Raw genomic sequence first — 16,340 nt, forward strand, 5'->3', positions numbered from 1 at the left:
ATATGACATAAACAGTTTTTGATGGGAGAGGGTGAAGGAATGAAGAGCGGGGTAATTCCTTCTTCAGCGGTCGGTCAAAAAATTAACGAGTGGTACAAATATATCCGCACATTCAGCGTGCCGGATGCCGAAGTGTTAAAAGCTGAAATCCAGCAGGAACTGAAATACATGCAGCACGATTCCAACTTGCTGCTTTATTATTCACTAATGGAATTCCGCCACCAGCTTATGCTTGATTATCTTGAGCCATTAGAGAAATTACATATCGAGGACCAGCCGAGCCTGTCTGAGTTATCAAGAAACATTGACAGCAACCAGGCAGGTCTCAAAGGGCTGCTTGACTATTATGTGAATTTTTTCCGCGGAATGTATGAGTTTGATAAGCGGGAATTTATTTCTGCCATTACATATTATAAACAAGCGGAGAAAAAGCTTTCCTTTGTCGCAGACCATATTGAACGGGCTGAATTCTATTTTAAAATAGCTGAAGCTTATTATTATATGAAACAAACGTACTTTTCACTGATCAATATCAAAAACGCCTATGAAATTTACGTGGAGCAGGAAACCTATAATGTGAGAATCATTCAGTGCCATTTCGTGTTCGGGGTCAACCTGATGGATGAAAGGAATTTCGAGCAAGCCGCACGCCATTTCAAATTGGCGCTCGATATGGCCGAAGCAGAACAAAAAGCCCAGCTCGTCGGGAGAGCATATTACAACCTTGGATTATGCTACTATAATCAAGACTTTCTTGACCCTGCTATTGACTACTTTGAAAAAGCGGTCTCCACGTTTGAAAGCAGCATGATCATCAATTCGCTGCCGCAAGCATATTTTTTAATCTCCCTGATTTATTATAAACGGGGAAAACATGATAAAGCTTCGGCATATCACAAGCGGGGCTATGAATATGCTAAAGAAACAGACGATGTATACTACGCAGTAAAATTCGAGTTTTTACAATCCCTATATCAGGAGCAGCCCAATGAAGAAGGAATCGAACGATGTTTCCAATACTTAAAAACTAAAAATATGTACGCTGATATAGAGGATTTAGCCCTAGAAGTAGCAAAATACTATTATGAACAGAAAAAGTTTAAACTGTCTGCTTCCTACTTTCTACAAGTTGAAGAGGCAAGAAAACAAATACAAAGGAGTGAAGGTTTGTATGAAATTGAAATCTAAGTTGTTTGTTATTTGTTTAGCCGCAGCCGCAATTTTTACAGTGGCTGGCGTTTCCGCTAATGCGGAAGCACTCGACTTTCATGTGGCGGAAAGAGGAATGACGTAAGAAACAACACCCCTTCTCATTGAGAGAAGGGGTGTTTCTTTTTATACCTTTCGGCGCCCGCAGAGACGCTCAGCAGCTTAGAAGCCGCCAACAAACACAGTCCCTACGATAATTAAAAGAATAAACAATACAACGATTAAAGCGAAAGAATGGCCGTAACCGCCGTAGGAAGAGTATCCTGACATAAGGCAACACCCCTATGAAGGATAATATAAGGTATGGCAGAAACGATTGGCTTGGCACGGAGAATAGTGGATAAGAGAAAAAATGAACAATTCAACTATGATTCAGATCGCATAAAAAATAGCGGACGCTTGCGCCCGCTATTTATGTATATTAAGAGATCAGCACGCCAGCGAAAAATTCTTGGTATAACGCTTGAACGGCTTTTCTTTCTTCAGCTTCTTTCACGCCGAACATCATGCTTACTTCAGAAGATCCCTGGTTAATCATTTCGATATTCACCTTTGCCTCTGATAATGCTTTGGCCGCTCTTGCTGTTGTGCCGACATTGTGGCGCATCGCTTCTCCTACAACCATAATCAGTGCGAGGTGATGCTCCACAATCACTTCGTCGGCGTGCAGATCCTCTTGAATCCGTTTGATGACGCTGCGTTCAGTGGCGTTATCCATTTGACCCTCCCGTAAGATGATGGTCATGTCATCGATCCCCGATGGAACATGTTCATATGTCAAACCGTGCTCCTCCAGAATTTGAAGGGCTCTGCGGCCAAACCCGATTTCTCTGTTCATTAAATACTTGCTGATATAAATGCTGCAAAAGCCGGTATCGCTGGCAATACCGACAACAGGACCGTTTGTGTTATCACGCTTGCTGACAACGCGGGTGCCTTGTGCAGACGGGTTGTTCGTATTTTTGATTTGCACAGGAATACCCGCTCTGAATGCCGGAATGAGCGCTTCATCATGAAACACTGAGAAGCCCGCGTAGGACAGCTCTCGCATCTCTCTGTATGTCAGCTCGCTGATTTCCTTTGGATTCTCAACGTAGGAAGGATTGACAGCGTACACTGCGTCCACATCCGTAAAGTTTTCGTACAAATCAGCATGAAGCCCGTTGGCAAGAATCGAGCCGGTAATATCAGAACCGCTCCGTGAGAATGTTATCACATCGCCAGCCTCGCTGAATCCGAAAAAACCGGGAAAAATGATGAGGCCGTCACGTTCCCGAAGACGATAGAGGTTTTGATAGGATTCAGGAAGTACTTGCGCGTTGCCGGGTTCATTTGTCACAAAAAGGCCGGCATCCTTCGGGTTGATATATTCCGCTTTGACGCCTTTATGGCGGAAATAGGCGGCGATCAGCTTGGCGTTGTTATCCTCCCCGCTGGCTTTAACTGTGTCGAGATACTGGTCGGGATTGCTTTTATCCCCTTCTAAAAGCGTAAACAAATCATCGCGAATTTTTTCGGTAATGCTTTGCTCTAGCTGAAGCTCATTTGCGATGAGGGCATACCGTTCTACAACAGCTTCCGCCAGTTCAGGGGCGCTGCCTGATGCCAAATATTGTTCTGCACATGCGATTAAGAGATCAGTCACTTTCGTATCCTCAGCATACCGTTTTCCTGGAGCTGAAACGACTACAGCTTTCCGTGCCGGATCTGAGGTTACGATGTGAAACACCTTTTCAAGCTGGGCGCCTGAAGCGAGTGAGCTGCCTCCGAATTTAACGACCTTCATGTTTACATCTCCTAATGTTTAAAATTTTCAAACAAATTTAGTTTTTATTATCTCTCTTTCAGTCCTGTAAATCAAGGGGGATTTTCTTTCAGTGATGAACATTTGTATTTTCCACAAGGAATAATGTCAGGTGAACTGACCATATACATGCGTTCTGATGATAAATATGGTAAACAACCTAACGATTTGGGATGGAAAATGATAAGAATTATTAGTAAAATTAAATACATGACAGGTTAATATTTTGAAAGAATATTGACTAACACTAGAAAAATGGTAATATGTAAATGATAATGATAATCAATTACCATATGGCCATATTGTTTTGAGTCCTTGCGGAGTAGGAGATACGTTCTTTTTGCTGTAAGGATGTTAGGAGGCAGCATGAAGTTACGTTACTTATTTATTCTACTTATCATATTAGGAGTCACATCTGTATTTATCGGCGTAGAGGATCTGTCGCCGCTTGATCTCTTCGATTTAAGCAAACAAGAGGCGTCAACGCTGTTTGCAAGCCGTTTGCCGCGATTGATCAGCATTGTCATCGCGGGATTAAGCATGAGCATCTGCGGTTTGATTATGCAGCAGATCAGCAGAAACAAATTTGTGTCGCCGACGACGGCAGGCACGATGGATTGGGCTCGGCTCGGTATTTTAATTTCCTTGCTGCTGTTCACATCTGCCAGTCCTTTAATCAAAATGCTGGTCGCGTTTGTCTTTGCTCTTGCAGGAAATTTTCTGTTTATGAAAATCCTTGAAAGAATCAAGTTTAACGACACCATCTTTATTCCGCTTGTCGGTTTAATGCTCGGGAATATCGTCAGTTCCATCGCGACATTTATCGCATATAAATATGACTTGATCCAGAATGTGTCATCATGGCTTCAAGGAGACTTCTCTTTAGTCGTAAAAGGAAGATACGAGCTTCTTTATCTGAGTATTCCGCTCGTCATCATTGCCTATGTGTATGCGGATAAATTCACATTGGCCGGTATGGGAGAAAGCTTTTCTGTCAACCTCGGCCTGAAGTACAAGCGGGTTGTGAACATCGGGCTCATGATCGTGTCCCTGATCACGTCTCTTGTCATCTTGACTGTCGGTATGCTTCCATTTCTCGGTTTAATCATCCCGAATATTGTATCGATTTACAGAGGAGACAATTTGAAGAACAGCCTGCCGCACACGGCGCTGTTGGGAGCGGTTTTTGTGCTCTTTTGCGATATACTGGGCAGAATCATTATCTTCCCTTACGAAATCTCGATTGGCCTGATGGTCGGAATCATCGGCAGCGGCATTTTCCTGTTTATGCTGTTAAGGAGAAAAGCGTATGCGTAACCAGATGAAAATTGCGTTGCTCGTTGTTTTAGCCATCGTATGTATTGGCTTGTTTCTGTTTTATGACTTAGGCAATTGGGATTACGCCTTGCCGAGAAGAATCAAAAAGGTCGCTGCCATTGCGTTGACTGGAGGAGCGATTGCGTTTTCGACCATGATCTTTCAAACGATTACGAACAACCGCATCCTGACGCCGGGCATCTTGGGCCTTGATTCTCTCTATATGCTGATTCAGACCGGCATTATCTTTTTGTTCGGTTCTGCAAATATTGTCATCATGAATAAAAACATCAACTTTATCATCTCTGTTCTGCTGATGATACTGTTTTCTCTTGTTCTGTATCGGATCATGTTCAAGGGAGAGGGGAGAAATATCTTTTTCCTTCTGCTCATCGGAATCGTGTTTGGTACGTTATTCGGCAGCTTGTCCTCCTTTATGCAGATGCTGATTGATCCGAATGAGTTTCAAGTTGTGCAGGATAAGATGTTTGCCAGCTTTAATAACATCAACACGGATTTGTTATGGCTCGCGTTCATCATCTTCCTGCTGACAGGCGCTTATGTCTGGCGTTTTACAAAGTTTTTCGACGTGCTGTCGCTCGGGCGCGAGCATGCCGTAAATTTGGGCATCGACTACGACAAAGTGGTGAAGCAGATGCTGATCGTGGTTACGATCCTTGTTTCTGTTTCAACAGCGCTAGTCGGGCCGATTATGTTCTTAGGCCTTCTTGTCGTCAACCTGGCGAGAGAATTCCTGAAAACGTATAAGCATTCATACTTAATCGCAGGCTCCGTTTTCATCAGCATCATCGCGCTGGTCGGAGGGCAGTTTGTGGTTGAGAAAGTGTTTACCTTCTCAACGACGCTGAGCGTCATTATTAATTTTGCCGGCGGGATTTATTTTATCTACTTGCTGTTAAAGGAGAATAAATCATGGTAGAGGTCAAAAATGTAAGCAAACAATACGGCGGGAAAGTGGTCCTTGAAGAGACGTCAGTCACGATTCAAAAGGGCAAAATCACCTCGTTTATCGGTCCTAACGGCGCCGGCAAAAGCACGCTGCTGTCTATTATGAGCCGCCTGATCAAAAAAGATTCCGGCGAGATTTTGATAGACGGAGAAGAGATTGGAGCCTGCGACAGCAAAGAGCTTGCCAAAAAAATGAGCATTTTGAAGCAGGCGAACCAAATTAATATCAGACTCACCATCAAAGACCTCGTCAGCTTTGGCAGATTTCCGTATTCACAGGGCCGGCTGACAGAGGAAGACTGGGTTCATATCAACCAGGCGCTGGGCTATATGAAGCTGGAAGACATTCAGGACAAATACTTGGATCAGCTGAGCGGCGGACAGTGCCAAAGGGCGTTTATCGCAATGGTCATTGCCCAGGACACAGATTATATCTTTCTGGATGAACCGCTGAACAATCTGGATATGAAACATTCAGTTGAAATTATGAAACTGCTGAAACGGCTGGTAGAGGAGCTTGGAAAAACGATCGTGATTGTCATACACGATATCAATTTTGCTTCTGTCTACTCGGACCATATTGTAGCTTTGAAAAACGGCCGAATCGTAAAAGAGGGGCCGCCTGAAGAAATGATAGAAACCTCTGTGCTTGAGGAAATCTACGATATGACCATCCCGATTCAGACGATTGATAATCAAAGAATAGGTGTTTATTTTTCTTAATATAAAGAAGAGGTGAAGAGCATGAAAAAGTTTGCATTATTATTCATCGCTTTGGTAACGGCAGTTGTCATTTCCGCATGCGGAAACCAGAGCACAAGCAGCAGCAAAGGTTCTGATTCAAAGAATGAACAAATCACAGTGAAACACCAGCTGGACAAAAACGGCACAGAAGTACCAAAGAACCCTAAAAAAGTAGTTGTGTTTGATTTTGGAAGCTTAGATACGTTAGATAAACTCGGTCTTGATGGTAAGGTAGCAGGCTTGCCGAAACAAGCCCTTCCTAAATATCTGTCCAAATTTAAAGATGATAAATATGCCGATGTCGGAAGCTTAAAAGAGCCAGACTTTGAAAAAGTAGCAGACTTGAATCCTGACCTCATTATTATTTCAGGAAGACAATCTGAGTCATACAAAGAATTCTCTGATATCGCACCGACCATTTACCTTGGCGTAGACACGGCGAAATATATGGAATCATTTAAATCAGACGCAGAAACCATCGGTAAGATCTTTGATAAAGAAGACGAAGTGAAAGATGAACTTGCAACAATTGATCATTCAATTGCGGATCTTAAGAAAAAAGCTGAAAAGCTTAACAAAAACGGTCTTGTCATTATGGCGAACGACGGAAAAATCAGCGCTTTCGGGTCTAAGTCAAGATACGGCCTGATCCATGACGTATTCGGCGTAACACCGGCTGATAAAAACATCAAAGCGTCTACCCACGGACAAAGTGTTTCTTACGAGTACATTTCAAAAACAAACCCAGATTACCTGTTTGTCATTGACCGCGGTACAGCAATCGGTGAAACATCATCTACTAAACAGGTGGTTGAAAATGATTATGTGAAAAACGTAAACGCAGTAAAAAATGATCACGTCGTCTACCTTGATTCTGCTACTTGGTACTTATCAGGCGGCGGACTAGAGTCTATGACGCAAATGATTAAAGAAGTGAAAGACGGTTTAGAGAAGTAAAACCAAAAAGAGCCTCCGCTTAAAAAGCGGGGCTCTTTTTTTATGGATCAGCGTGCCGGCTGCTGTTCGGCAGGGCGCTGAGGTTTCTTTAATGTAAAGGAGAGAAGGAAGCCGGCAAGTGCAATGCAGGCTGCCACGATAAATGCGGCGTTCATGCCGTGCAGAGCGGCATGCTTCACATTTGTTGTGCCTGCGTGAGCCGCCTGGTTGCTCATGACGGATACCAACAGTGCGGTTCCGATTGAGCCGCCGACTTGGCGAATCGTATTGTTCATCGCTGTTCCGTGCGGGATCAGGTGGCGCGGCAGCGCGTTGATTCCGGCTGTTGTCACCGGCATCATGATCATAGCGGTACCTAAGAGACGAACCGTGTATAAAACGACAATCCAAGCGAGTGACGTATGGTCAGTCAGCTGCATAAACGGCAGTGATGTCAGGAAGATGATACAGAAACCTGCAATCGCCAGGCCTCTTCCGCCGACACGGTCAAAAATTCTTCCGATAATCGGTGACATGAAGCCCATCACAATGGCTCCCGGAAGAAGCATAAGCCCTGTATCAAAAGCTGTCACGTCTCTGACGTTTTGTGTATAAAGCGGCAGGATGGTTTCCGTACCAATCAATAAGGCAAAGACAAGTGTTCCCAGCAGGGTCGTTAAGCTGAAGATACCAAATGAAAATACGCGGAATTCCAGCATCGGTTTTTCAAGCTTCATTTGTCTTGTGATGAACAGAAGCAATGCGATGACACCCACTAGCAATGAAATCAAGACAGTTGAACTGGTCCAGCCGTAAGAGCCGACGCTTGAGAAGCCGTACAGAAGGCCGCCGAATCCAAATGTCGAAAGGATCACTGATAAAATATCAATCTTAGTTTTTCTTAAAGTCGTCACGTTCTTCATCAGGATGCTGGCAAGAATTAAATCAATCACAGCAAACGGTAGAATGATATAAAACAATGATCTCCAAGAGAAAGCTTCGACTGCCCATCCGGAAAGAGTCGGCCCGATCGCAGGCGCGAACGAGATGACCAATCCGACCATACCCATAGCCTGGCCGCGTTTTTCAATCGGAAAGATCGTCAGGAATACGGTCTGCATGAGCGGCATCATAATGCCGGCTCCAGCCGCTTGAATGATACGGGCTGTCAGCAGAACAGGGAAGTTCGGTGCAAACGCCCCGACGATTGTTCCGGCAGTGAAAATGCTCATAGCTGTGATAAGCAGCGTCCTGCTGGTGAATTTCTCAATTAAAAATGCGGTAATCGGAATTAAAATCCCGTTGGTTAACATAAATGAAGTTGTCAGCCATTGCGCTTGGTTGGCATCTACATTGAAATCCCTCATAATATGGGGAAGTGCGGTAATCAACAGCGTCTGATTCAAAATCGCGACAAACGCTCCGGCTAATAAAATGCCGACAATGACAGAACGGTTAAAAGGTTTTGGTTCAATAATTTTGTCCAATACATATCCCTTCTTTTCTTTAAGTAATTAACAGTGTTTTTAACATCGAAACGGGCTGTGTTAAAACACTGGTTTGTTCCAGATAGCCAATCAGTGATTTGAGCAAAAAAGCGCGGGGTTCTTCCTTCTTCGCTTCTTCCTCCAGCATGGCGGCTGCGGATGCCAGTTCATCTACGTCATAGTCCGCGGCGGGCAGGGAATAGATGCCTTTATGTAATTCCTTCATGCTTTCCGACAATAGAGCTGATTTATCCTTTGGCTTGTAAGAGGATGCTGAATGAATGTAAAGCTCGATGGCTTCGGACGGAAGGAGGGACTGCCGGGTTTCCTTGTTTTTAATAATCTGATTGAGGGTGCTGATGATAAACTTTGCGATCGGGTCAAGTTCAAGCGGTTTTTCCTCTATTTTGATCAGCATTAAAAATTCACGCATCATGCCGTGTAGAATGATGACCAGATCCCACACATACGGAAGAATGGTTTCTCCATAGGCCTGGATCAGAGAATCACGGTGCCAGCAGATAATCGTTGATCTGGTCTGATGAATATGCTGTTTAACCCGGTTATTATGCAGCTTGGGGTTTCCATAGGTCAGCATATTGAAAAACTGCTGGTTCTGCCTGAATCCTTCCAGCTCCATTTTGACCTTTTGCGTCAAACGCTCCTCCGGTGTCAGCGCGGTATTCTCCTGAAGTCTTGAGGCCGCGGCCACCATTTGTTTCTGGTTAAATGACAGCAGCTCCAAAAGCAGATCTTCCTTAGATTGAAACAGCTTATATATCGAAGCTTTTGACATCTTACATTCCTCTGCGATCGCCTGCATGGAAACCGATGTAAAATCCTTTTCCGAAAAAAGCTTTCGCGCAGCTAACAAGATATCTGTTTTTTTATCAAGCATCTCTTGGCTTCCTTCTTTCTTGAACATTAGAAAACCCATTGGTTCACAGAAAACCAATGAGTAACAATGAAAAAATTTTACCAAATAAACTAAATAGAAGTCAATGGATTTTAACCGGACAATCGAAAGGCCTGCCGGAAAATCCGACAGGCCGGGTGAGGCTTATTTTTCAACTTTAAATCCTTGTTTCTCAAGCATTTCACGGATATGCGGATAGTACAGGCGCTCATAATAGGAAGCGATGCCCTGTGACCAATTTCTTGTTTCTTTACCGTTTGTCCGCTTAGTCATATATTCAGACATTTGCTCATCATATGCCTGAATGTGAGACGTCAGCTCATCTTGATTCAAATATGTTTCCTGATGATTGACTGATTCGTGCGGAAGGCGCGGTTTTTTCGCTGAACGGTCAGCAGGATGGCCGATGACAAGGCCGGATACAGGGAACACGTATTTTGGAAGCTCAAGCAATTCGATCAGCTCTTGAGGGTTTCCGCGAACCGCGCCGATCGGAACCGTGCCAAGTCCGAGTGATTCAGCCGCAGCTGTCGCTGTTCCGAGGGCAATACCAGCGTCTACAGCACCGACAAGAACAGACTCTAAGCCATTTGTGATCTCCATTTTGAAATCATTCAGATCTTCAAGCGCGATTTTGGCCCGGTTGAAGTCTGCGCAGAACAGCAAGAAAACAGGAGCCTGGTCAATCCAAGGCTGTCCGCCTGCCAGCTCGGAGATTTTCTTTTTGCGCTCTTTATCCTGCACTGTGATCACAGTCACTTGCTGCCCGTTGATAGAAGATGGTGCAGATTGCACAGCTTGAATGATTTGGTCCAATTGTTCCTGAGCTACAGGTTCATCTGTATAGCTGCGAATCGAGCGGTGGTCTGTTAATGATTTGATGACTTCGTTCATATGGGACATCCTTTCCTTACTCGCTAAGCTCTGTGCGGACAACATCGAGAGGAGCGCTCAGCAGTTCTTTTCCTTTTGCTACAAATCCTTGGAAATGTGCAGTTTCATTGTGGAATTTCATCGCCGCTTCATTTTTCCATTGTTCGAGCATCACAAATGTATTTTCTTCGCCTACTTTTTCAAATAGGTCGTATTGCGCGTTGCCTTCCTCAGCTCTTGAATGCTGAACAAGAGATTGCGCCTCGTTCAAGAATTCCTCGCGTTTTTCTGGTTTTACTTTGATGTAAGCTTGTAATACGATCATGTCAATCTCCTCCGTTGTTATGGTGAATTTATTGTTCGAATTTAATCGAACTAACTGTAACATGTAATTAAAATGAGGTAAAGGAAAAACCCTTAAATAGTAAAATTGTCATTCTAATTGTTGTGTGATACATTTGTGTCATGAACATTCCAAACCATCCAGAAACAGAAACGTTGCAGCTGACAAAGGTTCTTCACGCACTGAGTGATCCGCTTCGTTTAGAGCTCGTCAAGCAATTAGCCGAAGCGAAAGAAAAAACGTGCAGCACCTGTGCGGATGTACAGGTTGCCAAATCAACTTTGTCACATCATTTTAAAGTATTGAGAGAATCAGGCATCGCTCAAGTTCGGATAGAAGGAAAGCGCCGGTATTATTCGCTTCGCACTGAAGACCTCGAAATGGCATTTCCGGGCCTGCTTGAAGCTGTGCTGAATGTGGACCAGGACCGCTGGTGAATCAATCCCCTGTACCGGGGATTTTTTTATGTCCGTGAACAGCACAGGAAAGCCTCGCGACACCCTCCTGAATGTCTTCTTCCTTCAGCCGGGCGAATCCGATAATGAGAGCGGGCCTGCCAGTTTGCCTTCTTTTTTCCTTCAAATTAAACCGGCTCATTCCGAAGATTTCAAGCTGCTGGCCGGCGGCATGTGCCAGGATGTCTTGTTCGGTGCGGCTAGTATCAAATTCGGTAACAAAATGCAGTCCCGCATTTGCCCCCTTTACGGTTATCTTTCCGCTGAACTCTGTTTCTAAAGCGGCGATCAGGCGCTCTCTCTTTTCTTTATAATGCTGCTTCATTTTTTTTATATGCTTCTGATATTCTCCGGACTCGATAAACTCCTGCAGGGTGAGCTGTGTAAGAGACGAGCATGTTTGCAAGTCATAGCCCCGTTGTTTGTATGTCCTCAATAGCTCAGGCGGCAACACCATATAGCTGATCCGCAAGGCGGGAAGCAGGGACTTTGAAAAGGTGCCCATATAGATGACATTTTGAAAACGGTCGAGGCTTTGTAACGCTGGAATACTGTCTACATCATATGTAAATTCACTATCATAATCGTCTTCAATAATATAGCGGTGCGGCTTTTCGGCTGCCCAGTTCAACAGCTGAATTCTTCTGGATACAGGCATTATCGTTCCGGCCGGAAATTGATGCGATGGAGTCGTCACCAGCACATCAGGCTGCTGTCTGCTGATTTCAGCAATCGATATGCCTTTTTCATCCAGCATGATGGTCTTTACCTGTTTTCCGGTATTTTTTAAAAGCTGGTACATGCGCCTGTAACCGGGCTCCTCCATCGCATACACCGCCTCCTTAGGCAAAAGCTCAGTCAATAGCTGCATAAGCACCTGTGTGCCGGCCCCTATGACGATTTGTTCTGGCCGGCATTTCACGCCCCTTGTCAGGGAAATGAGCCTCGTAATGGCCGCGCGCACCTCATAGATTCCTTGCGGATGCGACATATCGCCAAGTGTTCGGTATGAGCGTGATACCGCTTTTTGCTCGCAGCGAAACCAGCTTTTGATCGGAAAATGGTCTGTATCGGCACTCATGTGTGAGAACGAAATCCAATTGCTCTGATCGATGTGAACCTCCTTCAGGTCATCCGGCAGTGCAAATGGGGGATGCTCCTCGGCAGAAAACATGTCCAGCTTCTCCACGAAAAACCCCTTTCGCTCAATGGCGTACAAATATCCTTCTGCCAGAAGCTGCTGATAGGCTGAATTCACTGAGTTTACGCTGACCTTCAGCTTCTCAGCCAGCTCCCTCTTGGAGGGGACCTTCGAGTGTGGCAGCAGATTTCGGCTGAGAATTTCTTTTTTCAACCTTTGATAAATTTGCTGATAGATATAATCGGCTTGTTCTGAGCGGTCGAGTGTGATTGTGATGTCCATTTGCAGTGTCTCCTTCTGGTACCATCAAAAAGTTATAATTGGTACTTTTCATCATACCAAAAAGAAGTCAGAATGGTAAGAAAACAGCGACAGGGGGACATACACATGAGTCAAACAACAGCAAGCATCACGGCTGCCCAGTGGCAGCAAAAACGGGAGCAATTCGTGTCCAAAGGTGTGAGCAACGGCAACCGCAGCCTGGCGGTAAAAGGAGTAGGGGCTGAGCTGTACGATTTGGACGGCCGGAGATTTATTGATTTTGCAGGCGCCATCGGCACGTTAAATGTCGGACACTCGCATCCTAAGGTCGTTGAGGCTGTGAAGCGGCAGGCGGAGGAGCTGATTCACCCGGGTTTCAATGTCATGATGTATCCGTCTTATATCGAATTAGCGGAAAAATTGTGCGGCATTGCACCGGGCAGCCATGAGAAAAAAGCAATCTTTCTGAACTCAGGGGCGGAAGCAGTAGAGAATGCTGTGAAAATCGCCAGAAAGTATACTAAGCGCCAAGGGGTTGTCTCGTTTACACGCGGTTTTCACGGGCGCACGAATATGACGATGAGCATGACAAGTAAGGTAAAACCTTATAAATTCGGCTTCGGGCCTTTTGCGTCAGAGGTTTATCAAGCACCATTCCCTTATTATTATCAGAAACCGGCCGGCATGAGTGATGAAAGCTATGATGACATGATCATCCAAGCGTTCAATGATTTCTTCATCGCAACAGTGGCACCGGAAACGGTCGCATGTGTCGTGATGGAGCCTGTACAGGGAGAAGGCGGCTTTATTATTCCTTCGAAACGATTTGTGCAGCATGTCGCTTCTTTTTGCAAAGAGCACGGCATTGTTTTTGTTGCTGATGAAATTCAAACGGGTTTTGCCAGAACAGGCACTTATTTCGCAATTGAACATTTTGATGTTGTTCCTGATCTAATCACGGTTTCTAAATCACTTGCAGCGGGATTGCCGTTAAGCGGTGTGATCGGCCGTGCGGAAATGCTTGATGCAGCAGCGCCAGGGGAGCTGGGCGGCACGTATGCCGGCAGCCCGCTTGGATGCGTGGCGGCTTTGGCTGTCTTGGATATTATTGAAGAAGAAGGGCTCAATGAACGATCTGAAGAAATTGGAAAAACGATTGAAAACAAGGCGTGTGAGTGGAAACAAGAATTCCCGTTCATCGGTGATATCCGCAGACTCGGAGCAATGGCCGCAATCGAAATCGTCAAGGATCCTGAGACACGTGAGCCTGATAAAGCGAAAGCGGCAGCAATCGCGGCGTACGCGAATCAAAACGGATTGCTTTTACTGACTGCGGGAATGAATGGAAACATCATCCGCTTTCTGACGCCGCTCGTCATCTCAGACAGTCTTCTGAATGAAGGGCTTAGCATCTTGGAGGCAGGCCTGCGAGCTTAATCATTGGAAAGAAAACGGCTGGGTCTGCTATCATTTTAGTAATCATGAAAAGAAAGGAATGTTCAATATGCCAGATCAATTAACGGTCTACAACCCGGCTACGGGCGAGGAGATCAAAACGATTCCTCAGCAATCAGCCAAAGAAGTAGAAGAAGCCATTGAACGTTCACATCAAGCGTTTAAAACGTGGTCTAAAACGTCAGCGAATGAAAGAGCGTCTCTTTTGAAAAAATGGTATGAGCTGATTGTTGAACATAAAGAAGAACTTGCAGATTTAATTACAAAGGAAAACGGAAAACCGTATCAGGAAGCGGTCGGCGAGGTTCTATACGGGGCAGGCTATATCGAATGGTTTGCAGAGGAAGCGAAGCGTGTGTACGGAAGAACTGTTCCCGCTCCGACAACCGGTAAGCGAATTGTCGTTACACGCCAGCCAATCGGCCCTGTTGCTGCCATCACGCCTTGGAATTTCCCGAATGCGATGATTACACGCAAAGCGGCACCTGCTCTCGCTGCCGGCTGTACGTTTATCATTAAGCCGGCGCCGGACACACCGCTGTCTGCCTATGAGCTTGCGCGCCTCGCATATGAAGCGGGCATCCCGAAGGATGTTCTCCAGGTTGTCATCGGCGATGGAGAAGAAATTGGAAATGTGTTCACAAGCAGTCCGAAAATCCGCAAAATTACGTTCACAGGATCAACGCCGGTAGGGAAAATCCTCATGAAAAATAGTGCGGACACTGTGAAACATGTTTCCATGGAGCTTGGCGGACATGCCCCGCTAATCGTGGATGAAGATGCAAACATTGACCTTGCTGTTGAACAGGCGATGGTATCTAAATACCGAAACGCAGGCCAAACATGCGTATGTGCTAACCGACTGATCGTCCATGAATCCATCAAAGAAGAATTTGCAGAGAAACTGAGCGAACAAGTGTCTAAGCTGAAAGTCGGAAATGGACTTGAAGAGGGCGTCAATGTCGGCCCGATCATTAACAAAAGAGGCTTCGAAAAAATCGTCAGCCAAATTGATGATGCGGTTGAAAAAGGTGCGAAAGTTCTCGCTGGGGGCACGTATGACCGAAACGATGACAAAGGCTGCTACTTTGTTAACCCGACAGTACTCGCGGATGTCGATACATCAATGAATATCATGCATGAGGAAACATTTGGCCCGGTTGCACCAATCGTCACGTTTTCTGATATTGATGAAGCGATTCAGCTTGCCAACGATACACCGTACGGCCTGGCTGCTTACTTCTTCACAGAAAACTACCGCCGCGGCATCTATATTTCCGAAAATCTTGAGTATGGGATTATCGGCTGGAATGATGGCGGACCGTCAGCGGTTCAAGCGCCATTCGGCGGAATGAAAGAAAGCGGCATCGGCCGTGAAGGCGGTTCGGAAGGTATCGAGCCTTATCTTGAAACAAAATATATGTCCATCGGTTTATAAACAAATCGATATGGTTCTAAAGAGCTGCCGGAAGATCCGGCAGCTCTTTTTGTGTTTTAGGCGAATAAATACATCAATTCCAGACAAAATAACAGCAAATACTTTTTGAAAGAAGGTTCCCCAACAATGGATTTATTTTTGGCTCTTCTCCCGGCTTTGTTTTGGGGGAGCATTGTTCTATTCAATGTGAAATTAGGCGGCGGGCCGTACAGTCAAACACTAGGTACGACAATCGGGGCGTTAATTGTTTCTATCGTTATTTATTTGTTTGTCCAACCCGCCCTGTCCATGCGCATTTTTATCGTTGGAATAGTATCCGGCTTGTTTTGGTCACTAGGGCAGAGCAACCAGCTTAAAAGCATTCAGTTAATGGGTGTGTCCAAAACAATGCCGATTTCCACAGGAATGCAGCTTGTTTCTACCTCATTGTTCGGTGTCATCGTTTTCCGAGAGTGGTCAACACCGGTTTCAATTACACTTGGAATCCTCGCTCTTATCTTTATTATTGTCGGTATTGTTCTCACGTCATTAGAAGATAAGAAAGACAAGAAAGAGGGGGAGCCGAGCAATTTAAAAAAGGGCATTTTAATTCTGCTCGTCTCGACACTGGGTTATTTAATTTATGTCGTAGTCGCAAGATTGTTCAATGTATCTGGATGGTCTGCTCTGTTGCCGCAGGCGATCGGAATGGTCATAGGAGGGGTCATTTTAACCTATAAGCACAAGCCCTTCAATAAGTATGCCATTAGAAATATTCTTCCGGGTTTAATCTGGGCAGGGGGAAATATGTTTTTGTTTATTTCTCAACCAAAAGTTGGCGTTGCCACAAGCTTTTCTCTCTCTCAAATGGGAATTGTCATCTCGACGCTTGGCGGTATTTTCATCCTGCGTGAAAAGAAATCAAAACGCCAGCTCATTGCAATTGCGATTGGGATTGCACTAATTATTGCGGCTGCCGTATTTTTAGGAATCGCCAAAACGAATTCATAACA

17 protein-coding genes are annotated in these 16,340 nt (G+C 45.1%); 10 read left to right on the forward strand and 7 right to left on the reverse strand.

Going from position 1 to position 16,340, the window contains the following annotated elements:
* Positions 1–39 precede the first annotated feature (39 nt).
* Both rapC and phrC read left to right on the forward strand, forming a co-directional pair.
* Positions 40–1,188, forward strand: coding sequence for a response regulator aspartate phosphatase RapC (rapC, locus tag Q3W56_RS13070; protein ID WP_302895782.1), 1,149 nt, complete (start codon positions 40–42; stop codon positions 1,186–1,188).
* Complete coding sequence (gene phrC / locus Q3W56_RS13075) at positions 1,172–1,294, forward strand: phosphatase RapC inhibitor PhrC (protein ID WP_268400898.1); 123 nt, start codon at positions 1,172–1,174, stop codon at positions 1,292–1,294. The genes rapC and phrC overlap by 17 nt, the downstream gene beginning before the upstream one ends.
* A gap of 77 nt (positions 1,295–1,371) precedes the next feature.
* Here the strand turns inward: phrC and Q3W56_RS13080 are convergent, their stop codons facing one another.
* Both Q3W56_RS13080 and Q3W56_RS13085 read right to left on the reverse strand, forming a co-directional pair.
* Positions 1,372–1,479 carry a YjcZ family sporulation protein gene (locus Q3W56_RS13080; protein WP_302895783.1) on the reverse strand — a complete coding sequence of 36 codons (108 nt, stop codon included), beginning with the start codon at positions 1,477–1,479 and terminating at the stop codon, positions 1,372–1,374.
* Between the two features lie 151 nt (positions 1,480–1,630).
* The gene (locus Q3W56_RS13085) at positions 1,631–2,995 is read right to left on the reverse strand and encodes an aspartate kinase (protein WP_302895784.1); all 1,365 of its coding nucleotides are present in this window, start codon (positions 2,993–2,995) and stop codon (positions 1,631–1,633) included.
* Between the two features lie 384 nt (positions 2,996–3,379).
* Between Q3W56_RS13085 and yclN the strand changes: the two genes are divergently transcribed.
* The 4 genes from yclN to Q3W56_RS13105 are packed head-to-tail and all read left to right on the forward strand — an operon-like array spanning position 3,380 to position 7,000.
* On the forward strand, positions 3,380–4,330 hold the full coding sequence (yclN, locus tag Q3W56_RS13090; RefSeq protein ID WP_302895785.1) for a petrobactin ABC transporter permease YclN: 951 nt from the start codon (positions 3,380–3,382) through the stop codon (positions 4,328–4,330).
* Complete coding sequence (gene yclO / locus Q3W56_RS13095; RefSeq protein WP_019713315.1) at positions 4,323–5,270, forward strand: petrobactin ABC transporter permease YclO; 948 nt, start codon at positions 4,323–4,325, stop codon at positions 5,268–5,270. Before yclN ends, yclO begins: the two co-directional genes overlap by 8 nt.
* Positions 5,264–6,022, forward strand: a complete 759-nt coding sequence (gene yclP / locus Q3W56_RS13100; protein ID WP_019713316.1) for a petrobactin ABC transporter ATP-binding protein YclP — start codon at positions 5,264–5,266, stop codon at positions 6,020–6,022. Before yclO ends, yclP begins: the two co-directional genes overlap by 7 nt.
* 21 nt (positions 6,023–6,043) lie before the next feature.
* Complete coding sequence (locus Q3W56_RS13105) at positions 6,044–7,000, forward strand: siderophore ABC transporter substrate-binding protein (RefSeq protein ID WP_302895786.1); 957 nt, start codon at positions 6,044–6,046, stop codon at positions 6,998–7,000.
* A 47-nt stretch (positions 7,001–7,047) separates the two neighbouring features.
* Here Q3W56_RS13105 and Q3W56_RS13110 read toward each other — a convergent pair whose 3' ends face one another.
* The 4 genes from Q3W56_RS13110 to Q3W56_RS13125 form a co-directional block, all read right to left on the reverse strand.
* The gene (locus Q3W56_RS13110; RefSeq protein WP_268400890.1) at positions 7,048–8,466 is read right to left on the reverse strand and encodes an MDR family MFS transporter; all 1,419 of its coding nucleotides are present in this window, start codon (positions 8,464–8,466) and stop codon (positions 7,048–7,050) included.
* A 19-nt stretch (positions 8,467–8,485) separates the two neighbouring features.
* Entirely contained in the window at positions 8,486–9,364 is an 879-nt protein-coding gene (locus tag Q3W56_RS13115; protein ID WP_302895787.1) for a TetR/AcrR family transcriptional regulator, read from the reverse strand.
* A 162-nt stretch (positions 9,365–9,526) separates the two neighbouring features.
* Positions 9,527–10,276, reverse strand: coding sequence for an NADPH-dependent oxidoreductase (locus Q3W56_RS13120; protein ID WP_302895788.1), 750 nt, complete (start codon positions 10,274–10,276; stop codon positions 9,527–9,529).
* Positions 10,277–10,292: 16 nt separating this feature from the next.
* On the reverse strand, positions 10,293–10,580 hold the full coding sequence (locus Q3W56_RS13125) for a putative quinol monooxygenase (protein WP_302895789.1): 288 nt from the start codon (positions 10,578–10,580) through the stop codon (positions 10,293–10,295).
* A 140-nt stretch (positions 10,581–10,720) separates the two neighbouring features.
* On the opposite strand from Q3W56_RS13125, the gene Q3W56_RS13130 reads away from it, so the two are divergent.
* Entirely contained in the window at positions 10,721–11,035 is a 315-nt protein-coding gene (locus Q3W56_RS13130) for an ArsR/SmtB family transcription factor (RefSeq protein ID WP_019713322.1), read from the forward strand.
* 1 nt (position 11,036) lies between these two features.
* On the opposite strand, the gene gabR is transcribed toward Q3W56_RS13130, so the two are convergent.
* On the reverse strand, positions 11,037–12,476 hold the full coding sequence (gene gabR / locus Q3W56_RS13135) for a MocR-like transcriptional regulator GabR (RefSeq protein WP_302895790.1): 1,440 nt from the start codon (positions 12,474–12,476) through the stop codon (positions 11,037–11,039).
* A gap of 105 nt (positions 12,477–12,581) precedes the next feature.
* Here gabR and gabT point away from each other — a divergent pair, with 105 nt between their 5' ends.
* The 3 genes from gabT (at position 12,582) to Q3W56_RS13150 (ending at position 16,338) form a co-directional block, all read left to right on the forward strand.
* The gene (gene gabT, locus Q3W56_RS13140) at positions 12,582–13,892 is read left to right on the forward strand and encodes a 4-aminobutyrate--2-oxoglutarate transaminase (RefSeq protein WP_302895791.1); all 1,311 of its coding nucleotides are present in this window, start codon (positions 12,582–12,584) and stop codon (positions 13,890–13,892) included.
* Positions 13,893–13,959: 67 nt separating this feature from the next.
* Complete coding sequence (gabD, locus tag Q3W56_RS13145; RefSeq protein ID WP_302895792.1) at positions 13,960–15,348, forward strand: succinate-semialdehyde dehydrogenase; 1,389 nt, start codon at positions 13,960–13,962, stop codon at positions 15,346–15,348.
* 126 nt (positions 15,349–15,474) lie between these two features.
* Positions 15,475–16,338 carry a RhaT/GlcU family sugar-proton symporter gene (locus tag Q3W56_RS13150; RefSeq protein ID WP_268400880.1) on the forward strand — a complete coding sequence of 288 codons (864 nt, stop codon included), beginning with the start codon at positions 15,475–15,477 and terminating at the stop codon, positions 16,336–16,338.
* Positions 16,339–16,340 lie beyond the last annotated feature (2 nt).

It is taken from the genome of Bacillus sp. C28GYM-DRY-1, assembly GCF_030519405.1.
GTDB lineage: Bacteria > Bacillota > Bacilli > Bacillales > Bacillaceae > Bacillus > Bacillus spizizenii_A.